The organism is Paeniglutamicibacter psychrophenolicus, assembly GCF_017876575.1.
In the GTDB taxonomy this organism is placed as follows: Bacteria; Actinomycetota; Actinomycetes; order Actinomycetales; family Micrococcaceae; genus Paeniglutamicibacter; species Paeniglutamicibacter psychrophenolicus.
Genome location: NZ_JAGIOE010000001.1, coordinates 4518183 through 4537910, shown reverse-complemented (window position 1 = coordinate 4537910; position 19728 = coordinate 4518183). Strand labels below are relative to the sequence as shown.

At 65.6% G+C, this 19728-nt stretch carries 20 protein-coding genes; 3 read left to right on the top strand and 17 right to left on the bottom strand.

Features of this window, described 5'->3' with window-relative positions; translation table 11 throughout:
* Nucleotides 1-36: 36 nt before the first annotated feature.
* The 5 genes from rarD to JOF46_RS20375 form a co-directional block, all read right to left on the bottom strand.
* A complete protein-coding gene (gene rarD, locus JOF46_RS20395; RefSeq protein WP_209910772.1) occupies nt 37-897 on the bottom strand; it encodes an EamA family transporter RarD in 861 nt (286 codons plus the stop codon).
* A gap of 61 nt (nt 898-958) precedes the next feature.
* Entirely contained in the window at nt 959-1777 is an 819-nt protein-coding gene (gene phnE / locus JOF46_RS20390; protein ID WP_209910769.1) for a phosphonate ABC transporter, permease protein PhnE, read from the bottom strand.
* Nucleotides 1774-2583, bottom strand: a complete 810-nt coding sequence (locus JOF46_RS20385) for a phosphonate ABC transporter ATP-binding protein (protein WP_209910766.1) — start codon at nt 2581-2583, stop codon at nt 1774-1776. The genes phnE and JOF46_RS20385 overlap by 4 nt, the downstream gene beginning before the upstream one ends.
* Nucleotides 2583-3497, bottom strand: a complete 915-nt coding sequence (locus JOF46_RS20380; protein ID WP_209910764.1) for a phosphate/phosphite/phosphonate ABC transporter substrate-binding protein — start codon at nt 3495-3497, stop codon at nt 2583-2585. Before JOF46_RS20380 ends, JOF46_RS20385 begins: the two co-directional genes overlap by 1 nt.
* A gap of 14 nt (nt 3498-3511) precedes the next feature.
* On the bottom strand, nt 3512-4708 hold the full coding sequence (locus JOF46_RS20375; protein ID WP_245348741.1) for a TIGR03364 family FAD-dependent oxidoreductase: 1197 nt from the start codon (nt 4706-4708) through the stop codon (nt 3512-3514).
* Between the two features lie 172 nt (nt 4709-4880).
* Here JOF46_RS20375 and JOF46_RS20370 point away from each other — a divergent pair, with 172 nt between their 5' ends.
* The 3 genes from JOF46_RS20370 (at nt 4881) to JOF46_RS20360 (ending at nt 7399) form a co-directional block, all read left to right on the top strand.
* Complete coding sequence (locus tag JOF46_RS20370; RefSeq protein ID WP_209910761.1) at nt 4881-5639, top strand: GntR family transcriptional regulator; 759 nt, start codon at nt 4881-4883, stop codon at nt 5637-5639.
* A 31-nt stretch (nt 5640-5670) separates the two neighbouring features.
* Entirely contained in the window at nt 5671-6360 is a 690-nt protein-coding gene (locus JOF46_RS20365; RefSeq protein ID WP_209910758.1) for a phosphonatase-like hydrolase, read from the top strand.
* Between the two features lie 319 nt (nt 6361-6679).
* Entirely contained in the window at nt 6680-7399 is a 720-nt protein-coding gene (locus tag JOF46_RS20360; protein WP_209910755.1) for a transglycosylase family protein, read from the top strand.
* A 121-nt stretch (nt 7400-7520) separates the two neighbouring features.
* Here JOF46_RS20360 and JOF46_RS20355 read toward each other — a convergent pair whose 3' ends face one another.
* From JOF46_RS20355 to JOF46_RS20300, 12 genes are all read right to left on the bottom strand, one after another.
* Nucleotides 7521-8870 (bottom strand): permease prefix domain 1-containing protein, encoded by a 1350-nt coding sequence (locus JOF46_RS20355; RefSeq protein ID WP_209912093.1) that lies wholly within the window; start codon nt 8868-8870, stop codon nt 7521-7523.
* Nucleotides 8870-9235 carry a PadR family transcriptional regulator gene (locus JOF46_RS20350; protein ID WP_209910752.1) on the bottom strand — a complete coding sequence of 122 codons (366 nt, stop codon included), beginning with the start codon at nt 9233-9235 and terminating at the stop codon, nt 8870-8872. Before JOF46_RS20350 ends, JOF46_RS20355 begins: the two co-directional genes overlap by 1 nt.
* 84 nt (nt 9236-9319) lie before the next feature.
* Entirely contained in the window at nt 9320-10225 is a 906-nt protein-coding gene (locus JOF46_RS20345) for a hypothetical protein (protein ID WP_209910750.1), read from the bottom strand.
* A 3-nt stretch (nt 10226-10228) separates the two neighbouring features.
* Nucleotides 10229-11368, bottom strand: a complete 1140-nt coding sequence (locus tag JOF46_RS20340) for a CapA family protein (RefSeq protein ID WP_209910748.1) — start codon at nt 11366-11368, stop codon at nt 10229-10231.
* Nucleotides 11365-13110, bottom strand: coding sequence for an ATP-binding cassette domain-containing protein (locus JOF46_RS20335; RefSeq protein WP_209910744.1), 1746 nt, complete (start codon nt 13108-13110; stop codon nt 11365-11367). The genes JOF46_RS20340 and JOF46_RS20335 overlap by 4 nt, the downstream gene beginning before the upstream one ends.
* Nucleotides 13107-14378: a P-loop NTPase family protein gene (locus JOF46_RS20330; protein WP_209910741.1), complete on the bottom strand. Its 1272-nt coding sequence runs from the start codon at nt 14376-14378 to the stop codon at nt 13107-13109. The genes JOF46_RS20335 and JOF46_RS20330 overlap by 4 nt, the downstream gene beginning before the upstream one ends.
* A gap of 240 nt (nt 14379-14618) precedes the next feature.
* The gene (locus tag JOF46_RS20325) at nt 14619-16028 is read right to left on the bottom strand and encodes an NAD(P)-binding domain-containing protein (RefSeq protein WP_209910739.1); all 1410 of its coding nucleotides are present in this window, start codon (nt 16026-16028) and stop codon (nt 14619-14621) included.
* 737 nt (nt 16029-16765) lie between these two features.
* Nucleotides 16766-17239, bottom strand: coding sequence for an SRPBCC family protein (locus JOF46_RS20320; protein ID WP_209910736.1), 474 nt, complete (start codon nt 17237-17239; stop codon nt 16766-16768).
* Between the two features lie 18 nt (nt 17240-17257).
* On the bottom strand, nt 17258-17593 hold the full coding sequence (locus JOF46_RS20315) for an ArsR/SmtB family transcription factor (protein WP_113763346.1): 336 nt from the start codon (nt 17591-17593) through the stop codon (nt 17258-17260).
* 192 nt (nt 17594-17785) lie between these two features.
* On the bottom strand, nt 17786-18610 hold the full coding sequence (locus tag JOF46_RS20310) for a PaaX family transcriptional regulator (RefSeq protein WP_342592520.1): 825 nt from the start codon (nt 18608-18610) through the stop codon (nt 17786-17788).
* A gap of 9 nt (nt 18611-18619) precedes the next feature.
* Nucleotides 18620-19489 (bottom strand): tryptophan 2,3-dioxygenase, encoded by an 870-nt coding sequence (kynA, locus tag JOF46_RS20305; protein ID WP_209910733.1) that lies wholly within the window; start codon nt 19487-19489, stop codon nt 18620-18622.
* A 30-nt stretch (nt 19490-19519) separates the two neighbouring features.
* On the bottom strand, nt 19520-19666 hold the full coding sequence (locus JOF46_RS20300) for a hypothetical protein (protein ID WP_209910731.1): 147 nt from the start codon (nt 19664-19666) through the stop codon (nt 19520-19522).
* Nucleotides 19667-19728 lie beyond the last annotated feature (62 nt).

The window sequence follows — 19728 nt, the reverse complement described above, 5'->3', positions numbered from 1 at the left end:
GCTTGGGCTTTTTCCCACCCTACGGCCTTGGAAGCCTCAGCGCAGGGAACGCGAGGCGCGAAATCCGTCGGCGGCCAGCAGGACCAGAGCCAGAATGATCGGTGCGTAGGTGAACGCGTCCCGGGCAACGAGTTGTTCGCCCATGGCCACGGCGGCCACCAGCAGCAACACCGGTTCGACGTAGCTCAGCAACCCGAAGACCGACAGGGACAGCAGCGAGGCGGCGCCCAGGTAGAGGAACATGGCCACGGCGCCAAGCACGCCGATGGAGAGCACCGGCAGCAGTTCGGCCCCCGGCCCGCGGTCCCCGGTCAGGATGAACCAGAGCGCCAGCGGGGTCAGCAGCAGGATCTCCAGGGTGAAGGCGGCATTGGATTCGAAGCGTGCCCGCCGCCTGGCGGCGAAGTAGACGGGGTAGCCGAGGCAAATCAGCAACGTGGGCCAGGCCAGCCCGCCGGCGAAGATCAGCTGGTGCGCCACCCCGAGAGCCGCCAGCACCACCGCGATCTTCTGGCCCTGGGAGAGCCGCTCGGCGAAGGCCGCCCGCCCCACCACGACCATGACCAGCGGGAGCAGGAAGTAGCCCAGCGAGGTTGCCAGGGCGTACCCGTTCATGGGTGCGTACATGAACAGCCAGAGTTGGACGCCCACCAGGGCACTGGCGATGACCCCGAAGAACAGCAGCGAGGGCCGGGCCCTGATGCGTCCGAGCAGGGCCAGCATCTGGGTTCGGCGGGAGGGAACCAGCGCGTAGACCGGGGCGATGATCGCCAGGGTCAGCACGATCCGCCAGCCGTAGACCTCGGTGTGCCCGATGTCCCTCAGCGACCCGGAGATCAGGAAGATGGCGGCGAACAACGCCGAGGCCACAAGGGAGGCAAGAACGCCACGATTCACCGACGACGCTCCGTCTTTGGGGTTTGGGACTGGGTCTCCATTCTAAATCAATGCTGTTGACTCAGACTTCAAGTTTGCGCCTGATGAAGGAGGAGAGCTGGTCGACCAAGATGATCAGCACCAGCACCACGATGATCTGCGTGGCCATCGCGTCGAAGCGGAAGGACTTGATGGACTGGTTGATCAGCAGCCCGATGCCGCCGGCACCAACCAAGCCCAGGACCAGCGAGGAGCGCACGTTCACGTCGAAGCGGTAGAGCAGCAACCCGACGAACTGGCCCAGCACCATGGGCAGGGCCGCGTGGGTGACCTGCTGCAGGCGCGAGGCCCCGGCGGTGGACAGCGCCTGTTGCGGGCCGGAATCGGCCTCCTCCATGGACTCGGCCCAGAGCTTGCCCATGACCCCGGTGTTGTGGCAGATCAACGCGAGCACCCCGGCGAAGGGGCCAAGGCCCACCGCGGTGACGAAGATCAGCGCGAAGACGATGTCGGGGACGGCGCGGAAGAAGGACAGGATCGCGCGGGAGAGCTGGTAGACGGCCCGGTGCGGGGTCGTGGTGCGCGAGGCGAACACGGCCAGCAGCAGGGCGCTGGGGATCGAGAGCGTGGTGCCCAGCAGCCCGATCCACAGTGTCACAGTGGTGGCCTTCAGTGCCGGGGCGAGCACCCCTTCCCAGTCCAGGTCCGGCGGGAAGGCGTCGGCCAGGAAGGAGGCCATGCCCTCGGCACCGGTGACAAGTGCCGCCACCTCGAAGTCGGTGCCGCGCAGCGCGAAGACGTGCAGCACGGCGAACACCGCGATGGCGGTGAGGATCGAGGTGATCCGCCACCCGGCGTTGGGGAGCCTGGGGACCGAGAGCCGTGCGACCGGCGCGCTCATGCCGCTGCCCGGTTCGGGGTGTAGAGGCGGGCCTGCATGGACGCATCCAGGCCGGAGATGTGCCCGGAGTATTCGATGCGGCCGTCTATCAGGCCGATAACGGTGTCGGCGTGGCGCAGGGCCAAATCCGGCTGGTGCAGCACCGCGGCCACTGCCAGGTTTTCCTCGTGGGCCAGTTCGGCCAGCAGCGCCATGACTTCCTCGGCGGCGCGCGGGTCGAGGGCGGAGACCGGTTCGTCTGCCAGCAGCACGGAAGCGCGCTGGCACAGGGCGCGGGCGACCGCCACACGCTGGGCCTGCCCGCCGGAGAGCCGGCCGGCCTTCTCGTGGGCGCGGTCGGCCATGCCGACGCGGGCCAGGGCCGCCATGGCCTCCTCCTTCAATTCGCGGGGGAAGAACATCGGGCTGATGGAGGCAGGGCCGCCGAGCCTGCCCAGGGCTCCGGCGCACACGTTTTCCAGTGCCGTGCGGCGCGGGACCAGATGGATCTTCTGGAAGACCATGGCCACCGAGGACCTGGCCCTGGCCAGTTCGGTTCCGCGCAGCGCGGACAGCTCGATGCCGGCAAGCCTGATGGAGCCGGCCTCGGGGGTCTCCAGGCCCATGACGCACTTGAGCGTGGTCGACTTGCCCGAGCCGTTGGCACCCAGGAAGGCGACAACGGAGCCGCGGGCCAGGGTGAAGTCGACCCCGTCCAGCACGGTGCGTCCGCCGAAGGACTTGGTGAGGTTTTCCACCTCAAGGATGGGTTCGCCGGGTGCGGTGGCTTCGGCCAGCCGGGGGAGTGGAAGGTGCAGGGTGGTCATTAGATGTCCTTCTCGGTCAGGCCCATGGTTTCGGCCAGGTCGAAGAGCGGGTTGTAGGTTTCCTTGGTGACCTCGATCAGGGGCCCGGCCGGGGTGACGTCCAGGAACTTGCCCACGGCCTCGATGTCGGCCGGGGCCAGGTTCAGCAGCGCGTCCTTCACCGCGGCTTTGAAGGCAGGGTCGGCGTCCGCCGAGACCGTGATCGGGTCGTTGGGGATGGCTTCGGATTCCCAGACCTGGCGGAATCCGGCGGGGTCGAAGTTGCCCGATTCGGTGGCGCTGGCCAGGGTCTGCGAGTTGATCTGGGCCGCGTCCACGGTGCCCTTGGCCAGGGCCAGCAGGGCCTCGGGGTGCCCGCCGGCGAAGTTCATGTTCAGTTCGTCCTCGGCGATTCCGGCCTTTTTCAGGCCGAAGCGCGGAAGCACGTCCCCGCTGGTGGAACCGACCGAGCCCAGGGCCAGGTCCTTGCCGCGCAAGTCCTCGATGGACCGGATGTCCGAGTCCTTCGGTACCCAGATGCCGGCGGTGTAGGAGGACAGCAAGCCGTCGGAGGTGCCGAAGGACGCCAGCGGCTCGGCGTTGGCCTTGGTGGAGGCGAAGACGTAGCCCATGGGACCGAACTGGCCGATGTCCAGCTTGCCGTTGCGCATCGAGAGCACCTCGGCGGCGTAGTCCTCCACGACCTGGACCTCGACCTTGCAGTCCAGTTCCTTGCCCAGGGCGGAGGCCAGGACCTGGTAGGCGGGTTCGAGCTTGGTGGGGTCTTCGAACGGTTCGATGCCGAATTTCAGTTCCCCGGTGGGGCAGAAGGCGTTGGAATCGGCGTTGGCCGGTGCCTCGGTGGAGGAGCAGCCCGCCAGTGTGAAGGCGGCGAGGGCTGCCAGGGACAGGGCGAGGGTGCGAGTGGTTTTCATGGAAAGCCTGGTCCTTAGCGGGTGGTGGAGGCGGTGGGGCGGGAAACGGGACGGGAGTCGAGGTTTGCCTCGGCCAGGCCGAAGGAGAGCGTCATGCCGATGCCGCTGGTCACCGAGACCAGGGTGATGGCCTCGGTGATGTCGCATACCAGGAGCGGGGAGAGATCGGAGGAGGCGTAGATGCCCTGCCAGCGTTCGGAGGTGTCGAAGGAGCGGACATCGAGCACCTTTGCCGCGGCCTGCAGGAGCGTCTGGGTCGTGGATTCGTTCAGGAACGGGTCCTGGGCCAGGTCGTAGGAGTGCGAGTCCCCGAGCAGCAAGGTGCCGTCCGGGCGCTGGGTGAACATCACGTTGGCCCCGATTTCAAGCAGGTCCGGGCGTGCGGCGGCGACCTGGGCGCGCAGTGCGCTCGCCGAGGGCAGCTGCGTGAAGGCGTCGTAGCGCAGCATGGAGGTCGCGGTGAGCACGGCCGGGATGATGGTGGTGCTTTCCGGGGCCGGGGCCGCGGCCATCTGCAGGGCGCAGCGGGTGATCCGGTGCTCGGCGGCGATCTGCGGGAACAGGTGATCCACGTCGTGGCCGACGCAGATGAAGACCCGGTCCGCCTCGAAGGCGCCGCGGCCGGTGTCCACCCGGGCCCTGCGCGAGGTGCCGGTGCCGAAGCCCAGGGCGGCGGTGTTGAAGTGCACCGCGGCGTCGTCCTGGGCGTCGAGCCATCCGGCCAGGGTGGCGACGGTGGTGCGCGGGTCGACACGCAGGTCGTCGGCCAGGAAGGCGCCGCCGCGGATGCCGTCGGTGTTTTCGCGGCCGAGCCTGGCCCGCACGGTGTCCGGGTCCAGGATGGTGACCTGGCCCTCGGGGCGCGAGGCGGAGAATTCGCGCAGCAGCTGCAGCTCGGTCTCCGTCGCGGCCACCACCAGGGCGCCGGACTCGATGGCCCAGAACCCTGCCTTGGCGGCGAAGTCGAGCCAGTGCTTCCGGCCGGCCTGGGCCAGTTCGTAGAGCTCGCCGTGCTGGGCGGTGATGCAGGCATGGCCGAAGTTGCGCACCGAGGCTCCCACCGCACGGTGGTCGCGTTCGATGACGGTGACGCTCAGGCCCGCTTGCAGGGCCAGCGCGGCGTGGGCCAGGCCAATGATGCCTGCCCCGACGATCAGGACGTCGGTGCTTGCCACCGGTTCTGCGGTGGCCTCGGAATTCATTTTGATCATGTTCACGGCATTGATGTTTGCCGCTCGGGGTGCCTGGGATCAAGCCGGAACGGCACTTGTCCAAACAAGTTCACCAACGGTTCATTTGGCCGATAATTCCTTCATGACCTGTTCATTTACAGTTCACCCAGGACCCCGGATTGCCGCGGATTCCACTTGTATGCTCAAGTACGTGCCGTCAATATCCGATGAACCCATCCACCAGCGACTCAGCGACCTCTTCCGCGGGAAGATCTCTTCCGGCGATTGGAAAGAGGGCAAGCCGCTGCCCAGCGAGGCGGAGCTTTGCACCCGGCACGGCGTTTCCCGTGGAACCGTCCGCCAGGCGTTGGCAAGCCTGCGCAGCGAGGGGATGGTCACCGGCGGCCGGGGAAAGCCCCCGGTGGTCGCCCGCCCGGTGCCGTCCCAGTCGTTTGCCACCTTCATGTCCTTTTCCGAGTGGGCCCATTCGCTGGGCCGGGAACCGGGCCAACGGACCGTGGAAATCGCCCGGCGCCCCGCCGGCGAGGACCTGGCGGGAAGGATGGGGCTCCGGCCCGGGGAGCCGGTCATCCAGGTGCTGCGGCTGCGGTCCCTTGACGGGAAACCGACCATGGTCGAACGCAGCAACTTCATCGCGGAGGTCGGCAACGCCCTTTTTGGCTTCGACACCGACAGCGGCTCGATCTTCGGCTACCTGACGAGCCGGGGCGTGGACCTGACCCGGGGCAGGCACGTGATTGATGCGGTCGGCGCGGACGCCACCGACGCCGAGCTGCTTGGCGTGGGGCCGGGCTCGGCACTGCTGCGCGAGCACCGGCTGACCTATGCGGCCGACGGACGCATCCTTGAATGCTCGGATGACCGGTACCTGCCGCACCTTGCAAACTTCGTCATCGAAAACACCAGGGCATCCAGGGCCGCGTTGGTACGCGTCCCGCTGGTCGCCTGAGAACCGAACCACCAACATGAGGATGAAAACAATGATTGAACTTGTCGTTTTGGACATGGCCGGCACCACCGTGAACGAGCACGGGATCGTCTACCGCGCCCTTGAGGATGCGGTCACGGCCACGGGGGCCACCGTGGATGCAACCGACCTGCAGACCTGGATGGGGGCGGACAAGACCGAGGCCATTGCCGCGTTGATGGAACTCGGCGGCGTGAAGGCGGACACCGAGGTCGTTGCCGCGCAGTTCGACCACTTCCGGGCCCTGCTGGCCGAGCGCTACGCGGCGAACCCGCCGGTGGCCCTGCCGGGCGTCGAGGACGCGCTGCGCACACTCAAGGCCCGCGGCATCAAGGTCGGCCTGACCACCGGTTTTTCGCTCGACGTTGCCGTGCCGATCCTGGAGACGCTGGGCTGGGGGATCGGCGAAGGCCAGCTGCTCGACGCCGTGGTCACCAGCGACGAGGTTGCCGCGGGCCGGCCGGCGCCGTACATGATCCACCGGGTCATGGAGGCCACCGGCGTGCAGGATGTGCGCGCCGTCGTGGCCGGCGGGGACACCGTGGTCGACCTCCTGGCGGCCCACCATGCAGGCGTGCAGGGCCTGGGCGTGCTCACCGGCGCCCTGGGCCGCGAGGAGCTCGAGCAGCACCCGCACAGCTGGGTTTTGGACGGCGCCAAGGACCTTCCCAGCGTTCTCGAGTCTGCACTAGTCAGCCCCTAATAATATCGTTTTGGTAACGGCGCCCCGGAGGCCAGCGCGGCCCCCGGGGCGCTTTTTGGCGTGTGATTAATTTTTTCTCCAACCTGACTAGGCCTGATTAATGCAAGGTGGACTCCCGGCTTGACTTGGCCCCGGGGTGGTGTCGTACGGTCTTTAAGTAACGTTTCTATAACAGCAGGTTACGGAACGCGTCACCACTACCGCCGAGTATCCCTCGTTGTCCATGGCGGCGGTAGCCACTCGAACGTCGATTGCGACGCCGGACAACGCCGCCATGATGGTCCTGGACGACCTAAGCGGAGGATGGCACTGGAGAAACATGATCCAGCAGAACACCAAAACCAAAAACATTCGCCGTGGCGCAGCAACCGTCGCCGCAATCGCCTTGGCCGGGGGAGCCATGGCAATGTCGGTGGCACCCGCCTCGGCAGCCAGCACCAGCACCTGGGACGCGCTGGCCCAGTGCGAGTCCGGCGGCAACTGGTCCATCAACACCGGCAACGGCTTCAAGGGCGGACTGCAGTTCACCAACTCCACTTGGAAGGCATTCGGCGGCAGCGGAAGCGCCGACAACGCCTCCAAGGCCGAGCAGATCCGCGTTGCCGAGAACGTCAAGGCAGGCCAGGGTTGGGGTGCATGGCCCGCATGCTCCGCCAAGCTGGGGCTCTCCGGGGGCAAGGGCTCGGTCGCCAAGACCTACAAGCCCGCCGCGAAGCAGGCCACCGTGCAGAAGTCCGCCAAGGCCTCGACCTACAAGTCGACCTCGGCCAAGACCTACAAGACCAAGTCGGTTCCGGCCAAGAGCTACGCCTCTTCCGGCAAGCGCGCCGCAGCCCCGGTGGCCAAGGCCCCGGTCATCAGCGTCAACGTCAAGGACTCGGGCAAGAACTACACCGTCAAGTCCGGGGACACCCTGTTCAAGATCGCCCAGGCCCAGGGCCTGAGCAGCTGGCAGGGCCTGTACTCGCTAAACCAGGATGTCGTTCCCAGCGCCGACCTCATTTTTGTTGGCCAGTCGCTGGACCTGCCAACCAAGTAAACCGGTCCCTCTTGCGAGCGGACGAACGGCCAGGAGGGCTGTTCCCTAGCCAAACCCCCAAGTGGCTAGGGAACAGTCCTTTTGCGTGTCCGCTCGCTGTCGCAGGGTTCACGGGAACGGCTTAGGCGAATGTGAAGACCGGCGGGAAAACGAACACCACCACGGCCGCCCAGAGTCCATAGACGGGCAGGTACCTGGTCTGCCAGCGTTCAAGCACCGCGAACCGGCGCCGGCCGCGCAGGAACCCGGCCGAAAGCCAGGCGGCCCACAGCAGGTGGACAAGCAGCAGCAGGTTCAACCCCAGCGCGGCGATCTTGTTGGGGCTGGAGCCGAACTCGGCGATCCTCGCCAGCATGGCGGTGAGCATCACCGCGTCCACGGCCAGGGCCGACACCAGCAGTACCAGCTGCAGGACATCGAAGATGCCCGCCGGAGCCAGCGGCTCGCGCGCCGACAGCGCATAGAGCAGCAGGCACAGCACCAGCACCAGCACCGCATTCATGAGGATCAGCAGGCCGCGGTCCACATCGATGAGCCCGCCGGCGGTGGTGAGCACAACCAGCATGGCCAGCAGCATGGCGATGGTCAGCGGTGTGAAGATGCGCGTGAGCACCGGGGCGATGTTCTCGATGACATCCTGCTTGGCCTCCACCAGCCATGCCGCGACGACCAGCGCCCCGGGGATGGCGAAGGGCAGGATCCAGGCCTCCATGGCCGGTTCCAGGTCCAGCCCCACCAGCTGCAGCACCGCGGCGGTGAGCCCGATGAGCACCCCGCCGCCCAGACCCAGCAGCGTGAAGTAGATGGCCAACTCGCCGGTGAACCGCACGAAGTCCATGCGCCGCCCGTCGCTTCGCCACCGCCCACCGACGTAGGCCACCCCGGCCAACAGCCACAGGAGCACCGGGGCGTGCAATGCCGCCAGCAGCCCGGTGGAACCCTCCGCGGCGAAGGGGTAGGCGTTCAGCACCACGGCCAACGCCGCGAAGGGAACGGCCAACGCGAGCAGAAGCCGCACGGTGAGCCGCCGCTTCCACGCGAAGTAGGCCGCCAGGAACGGGAAGACCAGCAGGCCCGCGTTGCGCAACAGCACCTCGTCCCCGCCCAGCCAGGTGAGCCCGGCCTTCAGGGCCAGGCCCGCGCCCACTGCCAGTGACAGCACGACGGCAAGCTCGCGCCACGGCGGAACGCCTGCGGCCGCGGGGTCCTCGGGGAGCAGCACCAGCTGCTTCCACAGCCTTTCGGAGTGTTCCCGGGCGAATTCGCGTGAAACCGCATCCAGGTTGCCCATGCGCTTGATGGCCACCAGGAAGGACTCGTCCTCGTCCAGCCCGCCGGCCCGCCGTTCGGCGATTTGTTCACGCAGGTGGTCCTCGAGCTCGTCGAGGTCGGCGGGTGAGATGGCCCGGCTCCGGGCGACGTAGCCGCGCCAGTAATCGATCTGGGCTTCGAGCCCCTCATGCGCTTCCATCACGCCCACCCCGTTTCCATTGCCGGCGGGAGCTGCGCGTTGTGCCACACCTGCCGCAGCGCCTTGGCCACCACGCTCCACTGTTCCTGCCGCTCGGCCAGGGCCTCGCGTCCGGAGGGCGTGATGGCGTAGTGCTTGCGCCGGCGCCCGGTCTCGGGGGAGTGGCCCCACCTCGCCTCGAGGTGGCCGAGCCGCTCGAGACGGTGCAGCAAGGGGTAGAGCATCCCGTCGGTCCATTGCATGTCTCCGCCGGAAAGCTCGCCGACCTTTTTGATGATGGCATAGCCGTGCAGCTCGCCCTCTGCGAGGATTCCCAGCACGAGCGGGGTCGCCGATGCGGCGACCAGGTCCTTGTCGATGCGCATACTTCCTCCTATACATAGATCTTCTATGTATTGAACGCCCGTGTGTCCGTGAATGCAAGCCCGGAAGGTCCTGGGCCGCGTTCGCTAGGCCAAAAAGAGGCGGGCAGCCCGGGCCATGGGCGAGTGCTCGTGGGCGACCCCGGGGACAACCAAAAGGTGCCAGGCAAAAGCGGCACCGTGCCGCTTCGCCAGGCGCCGGCCGGCCTCGTAGAAAACCTGGCCGCGCTCCAACCTGTGGTCGCCTTGGGCCTCGGCCTCGGGGGTGTTGCGCAGTGATTCCGAGTTGGTGTCGGTGTCATCCGAGCCCAGCAGGACCACCAAACGGGTCTCCAGCCCGTGGCGCAACTGTTTCTTCGTCGTCGGGATCCCGGCGAGTCCGTAGGGATAGTCGGTGCGGGGGTCCGGCAGCGTGTACCACCCGGCGTTGGCGATCACGGCTGTCTGGATCCGGGCATTTTCCTGCAGCAGCACCATGCGGTGGATGAGCTGCGCCCCGGCCGAATGGCCAAACATGTCGTATCCGCGTTGGTTTCCTCCCAACGCCTCGATGACGTGGTCAAAGAGCTCCTCGATGACCACGAAGGTCCAGCCTTGCGGGTCGGTGAATTCGTCGTCGTGGTCAAGTGTTCCGCCGAGGTTGTAGGCGGCGGTCGGAAACCTCTCGGAGGGGAATTCCGGACTCAGGACCACCAGGGGGGCGGTGTCCACCAGGTCCAGCCAGTCATCCAGGTATTCGCCGGCGTTTCGTTGCCGCCCGGGCAGCACCATAAGTATCGGTGCATCCGAGGCCTGCCGCTCGGGGATGGCGAAATGGACCGTGAGGGTGCCTTCACCAACGCGCCGGGGCAACTCCAACTCAAAGGAACCACGTCCGCCCGGGGCCAACTCGGTCGTGCCGGCCCGTGGCGTGCGCTCGCAACCGGCCTGCCCGCCCAGGCCCGCCCCGGTCATGGAAAGTGCCGCGAGTGAAAGAAAGCGGCGCCGCAGCATGACTCAGTCCCCGGCTTCGTCATTGCCCGTGCGCTGCCACGTAAAGGTCCCGGAGGACGCCCTGATTTCCAATCCGGGGTGGACACCGCCCAGGACGGTTGCGGCGGTCTCTGCGGGGCAGGGCCGCGGCTGGAATTCCACGACCAGGTTGTCGACTTCCAGGCAGGTCAACAAGAGGTGTCCCGCGCCGTTGGCGCCCAGCGTCACGGTGGCCACCGCACCATGGCCGGTGACCTCCTTGCCGGCATATCGGCCCGGGGTGGTGAAGACGAAATTCCCCAGGCTGTAGATCACCGGCACGCCGTCAATGATCTCCAGGGGTTGCAGGGCGTGCGACCCGGCGCCAACGACCAGGTCGTATCCGGCGTCCACCAATTGCTGCGCCCAATATCTTTGCGACTCGTCGACTTTCCCGTAGTTGGTGCCCCAGTGGACGTAGGCAATGACGGTGTGCGCGCCCGCGGCTTTCCCCATTTCGAGACCTCGGGTGATCCGTTCAAGGGTGAACGGCAGCATTCCGGGTTCCGTGGTGGTGGCGGTGGACGTGCGGCCGAAATTCTCGCCGAAACCCAAGACGGCCACCTTGCCGTCTTCCCCGGCATCGATCAGCAGCGGCATGGCCGCCTCGTCCCGGGTGCTTCCGGCACCATAGGTCGCCAGGCCTGCTTCCTCGGCATGCCGGATCGTGTCCTGCAATCCGGCGGCTCCGGCGTCCATGACGTGGTTGTTGGCAAGTGCCAGGACATCGATGCCGGCGCGCTTGAGGCCTGCCGCCGCCCGTGGATCGGCCGCATAGACAAATTGCTTGGACGCCTGGGGTTTGATGTTCGTGAGCGGTGCCTCGGCATTGGCGATGACGATATCGCCGATCAAGGCGGAGTTCAACTGGGCGAAGGGCCAGTCGTAGCCGTCGGATTCCAGCCGGGAGAGGGCCGCGTCCGCCAGCATGGTGTCCCCGGCAAAGGTGATGCTCAGGCCCGGCACTGCACCGGTGTTGCCGACTGTTGCCTGGATGGTTTTCGTGGGCACGGGTGGAGGCGTGCTGGAAGCCAACACCAGCGTCGTGCTTCCAAGCAGCAGCACGCCGGCAGTGGCCAGGACGCCCATGGTCCACCGGTCGGCGCGCCGCAGGTTCCTGCTCATCGAATCCCTCCCATCCCGGCAAAGCGTGCGGGGTCCGCCTGCTGGGCCAGCCAGCTTTCCTCGTGGTAGGACTCGCCCGATTGCACACGAACCAGCTGGCCCCGTTCCAGGTGCCAGATGACATCGGCCATCGCCAGTTCGTCCGGGTCGTGCGTCGCCAGCACCACGGTGCCGGCATGGTGGTGCAGCATCCCGTGCAACGCATCGCGGGCCCGGCGGTCGAGCATCGAACCGGGCTCGTCCAGCAGCAGGATCTTGGGGTTGCCCATCAGCGCGCGTGCCCAGGCAATGCGTTGGCGCTGTCCGACGGACAAGTTTCGGCCGCCTTCGGTCAGCCAGGTGTCGATGCCGTTCTCCAGGTCGGACAGGACCTCGTCGAGTCCGCTGCCGAGCACCACGCGATGGATCTCGGCACCCGTTGAAAGGGGTCGTCCGTAGGTGATGTTGCGCAGGACGGAGCCCCGCATCAGCGGTAAATCCGGTGACACGAAGCCGCAACGTCCCAGGCGCGAGCGCAGGTTGACCTCGGAAGTGTCTTGTCCATCGAGCAGCAGCAGGCCCGAGGTGGGAGCCACCAGCCCGGCAATGGCGGCCAGCAACGTAGATTTCCCGGATCCGTTGGCTCCCGTCACGGCGACAAATTGCCCGCCGGCGATTGTTGCCGTCAGCGGTTTCAAAGAGCCTTCGACGGCGAGGCCACGCATCTGGATTTCACCGGCGCCAACGAGCAGGGAAGGCGAACCGTCATCCAGCCGGCGCGAGGAGCTGGCCAGGAAATCCCGGATCTTGCCGTCGGAAATGCGTGAGCGATGCCAATGGTCGTGGCCCTGCCCGATGACGCGCACGGGGCGGGCCAGATATTGGGCGACCACCAAGCCCGAGACGAGCGCCGCGAGGTCCATCTGCTGGTTCCTGACCTGCACCAGCCCAACGCAAAGGACGGCGGCGACCGGAAGCAGCCCGCACAGGGCCGTGAGCATGCGCCAGAATCCGCGCCGGTTGGCCACCGATACCAGGGAGCGGGTCATCGCGTCGTTCTGGCGCGAAAGCCGCGATTCCTCACCGGCCAGCCGATCGAAGCCCTGCACGACCGGCATGGCCTGGAGCTGTTCGTCGATGTTGCTGGTGAGCAGCGAACGGCGCCGGCGCATGGAACGAATGGATTTGCGCATTCCGTGCCCGCCCGCCAGGCCGGCCGCGGCCACCAAGCACAAGGAGCCGGCGACGGCGGTGCCCAGATGCGGGTCGAGCCAAAAGAGCGTGCCGAGCCCGGCGCAAACCACGATGACGCAAACGCTGCCCTCAAGCAGGCCCCGGCTCACCCACGTCCGCAGCATGCCAAGATCTCCCGTGAAGCGCAGCAGCAACCCGCCGCGGGATCGGTGCTGCAGTTGCCGCTGGCTCATTCCTTGCAGGTGCCGGTATTGGGACATGCGCAATTCGCGCACCATCTCGTAGCCGGCCCGCTCCGAGAACGCGAAGGAGGCTCCACGGCCCAGGGCCACCCCCGCCATGGAGGCAAGGAGCAGCCACGCGGCATTGGTCCCGGCAGTCCAGTCCGCCTGGGCCTGGGAGCCGAACTGGTCCGGGCCGACGGCCCGCAGCATCTGGTGGACGGCGACAACGAAGAACACCAATGCCACGGACTGCAGGACACCGGCGGCCACCACCGCCGCAATGAGGGCGCGGCTGATGCGGAAGGGATCCTTGCCGGTGCTTGGGTCGCTAAAGCCCGAGCTCATGGCATGCCACCAAGACGCAAATGAAACCTGCGGCGGATCCGGGCGGCTGCCGCCGGCGGCGGCAACGACCGCTTTGCGACAGCGACGGGTTCACGCGGTCGCTGCCGCTCGGCACGCTCCCTGCGCTCGGCGTCCAGGTTCAGCAGCAACGGTGCCGCCACCAGGTCCTCGGGCCATGCCGCCTCACGCACGGGCAACGGGTCCTGCAGCACGGATTCGTCGATTCCCAGCAGCTCGAGGGCCGTCTTGGGGTCCATCAGTTCCGACCTGGTAAGCACCGGCAGGCCCGTGATCGCCGCTGCCTCTCGCACGGCCAAGGGTGATCGGGTCAGCTTGCCGGAGATGCCTAGAACGTTGTGCCCCAGCCCCTGGAGGACCTGGACGCCGGCGTAGGCGCCGCCGGCATCTCCCGCGGCAAAGATCACCCCGTCGACCAGCTCGGCAAACGTGGCCGTCCGGATGAGCTTGGAGGTCTCTTGCTGGTAGATGCCGTCGGCGACCTCGATCAGGTTGACTCCGGTGCCGCTCATCGTCAAATGACTGGTCAGCTGTGTCATGATTCGTTCGATGACGTTCATGGGCTGCTTGTACGTGGAGGCCACGCCGGCGTCGGTGAAATCCAGCATGGTGTGGACACCGGCATCGATCATGACCCAAAAGTCCCCACCGGATCCGGTTCCGGTGACCTTGGTGGCGCCGGGCCGGGCTCCGGCCTGCGCCAGGCCGTAGACGAGCGAGGAAATCGTGGTGGTTTTCCCGGAGTTCATGGACGTGCCCACCACCGCCACGGTGCGGGGGTGCAGCAGCCCCGATTGTTCCCTGGGCAAGGCAAAATCCCGCAGGTTCAGCGGTCGGCCGTGTTCGTCTCCGATGAGCCCCAGCGGCGCAATGACGGTGGGATTCCTGACGTCCATGCTCTTGCTCACCGCATCGGCCGCGCAGCCGCCGGATGCCACGAGGTTGGTGCGTGCCAGGGAGGTCGGGACCACCGCTTCGTACTGGTCGGGGGCGTAACGGTCCGCATAGCAGACGATGATGTTATCGCCCACATTGAGCCCGGCCTTGCGACCGTCGGGCAGCTCGATGCGCCGGTGGTTTCCCAGCCGTGACACCCGGGCCATGACCAGGTCGCCCGACCGGGGTCGTACCCGGCCCGAAATCAAGGTGTGCATGACGGACGCGGGTACATTGCGGGTGGTGAATGCCGGACGGGCCAAAGCGAGTTCGGCTTCGGACAGCACGGAAACGACAACAGATTGCAAGGCCATTTAATCCCCAAGATCAATTGACTTCCCGAACTCTCCCCAAAGAGTTCCTGTCCGAGGCACCCTACAAGAGAAACCGACGCATGGGAATGGCCACCTACTTCTCGCCCGCAAGCCGCGACGACGGCCGAGGACAGTGGCCCCTTCAAAACGCATGATGCGGTTGCCCTCGCCGCCAGCCGGCGGGGACAACCGCATCATGGATCCCGCGTCACGAGCGCGGGCCGGGAAAGGGCGGTCGGCCTACTTGCCCTTGGCCAGAATGGCGTTGGCATCCACCGTCGCCATGGCATTGGTGTCCATGTTCTGCGACGGGCCGTTGAGGAAGCGCTCCAGCGAGTCGTCCATGGCGTTGATCCAGCGCGTGTGGTGGATCTCGGCCATGGTTCCGGTGATCACCGAACGGTGGGCCTTGTCGCGGTAGCCCAGGATGTCCTCGGACTTGTGGCGCATCCAGTCCTTGAACAGCGTGCTGACGGCATCCAGGTCGAATTCCGGGTAATCGGTGGCGTTGATCAATTCGCGGACGTAGTCGGTCTGGAAATCGGCCTCGGCGTCGTGGTCGGCCAGGGCGGCCTGGGTGTCGAGCCAGGACTGGATGTCCGCGGCGCGTTCTGCGGCCGAGGGCATGGCGATCTTGCCGGTCATGACGTCGCGGGCAAACCATGCCTGGGCATCGAACATGTTGAAGGTGTAGTACTGGTCCTGCGCTCCCAGGTAGAACAGGTTGGTGTTCTGCTGCCACACCACGCCCTTGTAGAGGTTGCCCGGGTACAGGACGTTGGGGGAGTTCACCGCCAGGTCCGAGGGCAGGAACGGGTACTTGTGCAGGTAGCCGGTGCACATGATGACGGCATCGAACTCGCCGCTGGTGCCGTCGGCGAAGTGGGCCGTGGTGCCCTCGAAGCGGGTGACCAGCGGACGTTCCACGGTGGTCGAGGGCCAGTCGAATCCCATGGGTCCGCTGCGGTAGCTCAGGGTGATCGAGGCGGCGCCCATCTTGTGCGCCTGCATGCCGATGTCCTCCGCGGAGTACGAGGACCCGATCATCAGCAGTCGCTTGCCGCCGAAGCGCTCGGCCCCGCGGAAGTCGTGGGCGTGCAGCACCTCGCCGGGGAAGGTGTTGATCCCGTCGAACTCCGGGATGTTGGGGGTGGAGAAGTGCCCGGTGGAGACGACCAGCTTGTCAAAGACATAGGTCTTGGATTCCCCGGTCTTCACGTCCTGGCTGAAGAGCGTGAACTCCTCGGTTGCCTCGTCGTAGTTGACCCAGCGAACGGCGGTGTTGAACTGGATGTACTTGCGCACGTCGGACTTTTCGACGCGGCCTGCAATGTAGTCGAAGAGGACCTCGCGCGGCGGGAACGAGGAAATCGGCCGGCCGAAGTGCTCATCGAAGGTGTAGTCGGAGAACTCCAGGCATTCCTTGGGGCCGTTGGACCACAGGTGCCGGTACATCGACGAATGGGCCGATTCCCCCGAGCCGTCGATGCCGGTGTGCCAGCTGTAGTTCCACTGGCCGCCCCAGTCGGACTGCTTTTCGAAGCAAACGATTTCGGGCATGTCCGCACCCTTGGCGCGCGCGGCCTCAAATGCCCGCAGCTGTGCCATTCCGCTGGGTCCTGCACCAATGATTCCGACTCGCAAGCTCATGCTTTTCTCCTCATTCCAGGGCCGATTCAATTACCCGTGGCAAAGGGTAATTCGGGACCGCGCCAATGAAAGGCGACAACGGAAGTGCGACCCTTGAAAGAGGCAAAGCTCTCCTCCGAATATGAGGCCCGGCGCTTCGCGCGCCGCAAGGTCAAATGCTCCCGGGCCTCAGATCCCCGCAGGGGGAGAGGCTCCGCAATAACAGAAAAGGACCGACAGATAGCGGTCATTGCGGTTCCGAATGAACCAGTGTTCGGCCCGATGTGGGTGGACTGGTCCTCTCTCCATAACAGCAGTAGCGGGCCAATTAGTCAAATCTTGTGCCCTAATTCAGGGCCGGGAACCCAGCCAAAAACAAGAGTTTCAAATAGTTATATGTCGGCATATTCCCCGGGAACCGGGGCCAGAGCGGCTGATCGGAAAAGCGGTCCCGTGCGTCCAAGTGCCGAGGTCACAATTTAGACATTGACATGGGTAAGTTGACAGATATCTGAAATGATAAATCGCTCTGCCGGAATAGGTTGCCGCAGGCGTTGTGGCGGATTTCGGACCATGCCCAAGCGCGTGTGCGGACCCGGAACACCGGTCGTGGCCACTTGAGTCTGCACCGGATGTTGCCGCCGGTATCGCTCCGGCCGGCGGATTCCCCCCACTGTCCACTTTGGGTTTGGCAGTGTCTTGTTTGGTGGCGTCCCGGGGATGCCGCGGCAGGGCGGCCACCCCGGGACACGTGGTGGTCAGCGGGCGGAGAGCAGGGTATCCAGCCGTTGGTAGCCCTGCGACATGCCCTCTTCCATTCCCGAGGCGGCCATGCCGTCCCGAGCCTCTTGGGTCGGGTAGACGGAGTGGCCCACCAGCCGGCAGCGGTTGCCCTCCAATGCTTCGAAGCGCATGTAATCCATGGCAACGACGTCGGGGTATCCGTCGAACTCGAAGGTCTGGATGGCGAACTCGTTCTCGCGCACGGTGTGGAACACCCCGGTGAAGCCGTAGGTTCCTGATTCATCGGAATGGGCGTACTTATAGGAGCCTCCGGTGCGGAAGTCGTAGTGGTCGACTTCCATCTTCATGTTGTTCGGCCCAAGCCATTGGGCGACGAGGGCCGGATCGCGATGTGCCTCGAACACGGCGTCGACGGGGAAATCGAACTCCCGGGTGAAATCAATGAAGGGCGTTCCTTCGGGGACGGTGAGGTTCAATGGGTTGCTCATGATGAGACTTTCCTGGAATTATCCGCGGCGTGCGGAATGCTTTTGGAGCACGGCATCCAAGCGGTCGTATTTTGCCTCGGCAAGTATCCGGTACTTGTCGATCCAGCCGGTCAGTTCCGTGAGAAGTGCAGGATTCAAGTGGACCGGGCGGCGTTGTGCCTCGCGTGTGCGGGTCACCAGGTGCGCCTGTTCCAGGACCTGAATGTGCTTCGAGATGCCTTGGATGGACATCTTGAACGGTTCGGCGAGTTCGTTGACGGTGGCCGGTCCGGCCGAGAGCCGGACGATGATCTGCCTCCGCGTCGGGTCAGCGAGGGCGAGGAACGCCCTGTTGAGATCCTGCTCGTCAAACATCGAGTATTCAACTCATTTCTTTATCAACCTTTCGGTTGATTACAAGAATGCTCCGATGCCCTTCCGTAGTCAAGGGGTGGGCCAGGGAATTCTTGGAAACTTTCCCGATCCGGCACAATTCAAGACGAAGCCCATGCGGGTGTTGCCACTGGGAATCTCCCGGGCAGCACCCGCAACCACGCCAGGTGCCGTCTAAGCGGCAGAACGCATGAATTCACGTGCAGCGGCGGCATGGCGCCCCTGGATTCCAAGGAACAGCTCTGCGCTTCGGTGTCCAGGCCAGTTGCCGGGCAGATAGCCATCTGGCAAGCCGGGATCCAGATAGGGGATGGTCCGCCAGGAATCAATGGCCCGAACGTAGGCCGCGAAGCTGTCGCCGGTGCTCGGGAAACCTGTCTCGGCCATCGTCCCGTTCTGTTCGAGAAACACCTGGTGCAGAGCGGCCAGAGCATCCAGGTCCCACCAAGCGGCGGCCAGGGCCCGTGGCGTGCCGGTGAACTCCAGGGTGTTGGAGACAATGATGGTCGCGTGGTCCTCCAGTCCGAGCACGCGCAGGATCTCCCACACCTCGGCGCGCAGGTAGTCGGGGAAGATCCACAGCCCCGGGGCCACCAGCCCGCCGCCGATGCCCTGCAGGTACTTGCGCAGCTGGTGACGGCGTTCGCGTTCGGACTCCGGAATGGAGTAGGAGGCCAGGCACCACGAGTCGTCCGCTCCCATGGAACGCGGCTCGAAGATGCGCCGATCCCCGCGGGCCAGGATGCGTTCGCCGGTGGCCGTGAGCTCGAACCCCGAGACCCCGTCGCGTTCCCTTTGGTCCAGGATCCCCTTCTTCTTCAGGCGGGAAATCGCCGTCCGGGTCACCTGCGCCTTGGTGCCCAGGGTGTCCATCAGCGCGATCAGGTGCGCCGAGGAAATCCAGCCGCCCAATTCGCGCAGGTACAGCCCCACGATGGTGCGCACCAGGGAGGTGGTGCTGCCCGGGCGGGCATCGAGGTCATCGAGTTCGGAAAGCACGTCTCTGGGCTACTTGCCGATCTCGGTGCGCACGGCGTACAGCTCCGGGAAGAATGTGAGGTCCAGGGCGCGCTTGAGGAAATCGACGCCGGAGGAACCGCCGGTTCCCTTCTTGAAGCCGATGGTGCGCTGCACGACGCGCATGTGGCGGAAGCGCCAGGCCTGGAAGTTGTCCTCCAGGTCGACGAGGTCCTCGCAGGCCTGGTAGAGGCTCCACGTGGTGTCGTCGGATTCGTAGATGTCCTTGTAGATGGGAACCAGGGCCTCGTGGAACACCCAGGGCTTGGTGACGTCGCGGTCCAGGATTTCCTCGGGAATCGCGTATCCGGAGCGGGCCAGGGCGTGCAGGAACGAGTCGTAGACGGTCGGTTCGTGCAGGACCTGGGTGAGCAACTGGTGCGCCTCCGGATCGGATTCGAAGACCTTGAGCATGCCCTCGTGCTTGTTGCCCAGGATGAACTCGACGGCCCGGTACTGGAAGGACTGGAAGCCGGAGGACGATCCGAGGAAGCCGCGGAACTGTGCGTATTCGCGCGGGGTCAGCGTGGCCAGCACGGCCCACTGCTCGGTGAGGGTCTTTTGGATGTGCTTGACGCGGGCCAGGCATTTGAGGGACTTGCCGATTTCGTCGTTGTCCATCAGCCGGCGCGACTCCATGAGTTCGTGCAGCATCAGCTTGAGCCAGAGTTCGCTGGTCTGGTGCTGGATGATGAACAGCATTTCGTCGTGGTGCTCGGGGACGCTGACCGGGTGCTGGGCCGAAAGCAGGCGCTCAAGGTCCAGGTAGCTTCCGTAGGACATGGCGTTGTGGAAGTCGGTGCGGACGGTGTCTTCGATTTCGCGTGCACCCTCGGGTGTCTGTGCGTGTGGGCAGGCCATGAAAACAGCGTATCAGTATCTCGACGTGCGTCAAGATAGTGAAATTTTTGGGGTGGAGCGCGTGGGGATGTGCTCATGAAGCGCTGCGATGATGCCGGTGGTCGGGGTCGGGTCCCGACGCTTCGCGGCTTCCCCGGGCTTGGGCTTGAGCTTGAATTCCAGGAAAGGGGTATCCATTTAGATGCCAATGCTCCACTTACGTGAACCGGTAGGCTGATGTGAACCAAGGACCTCCGCGC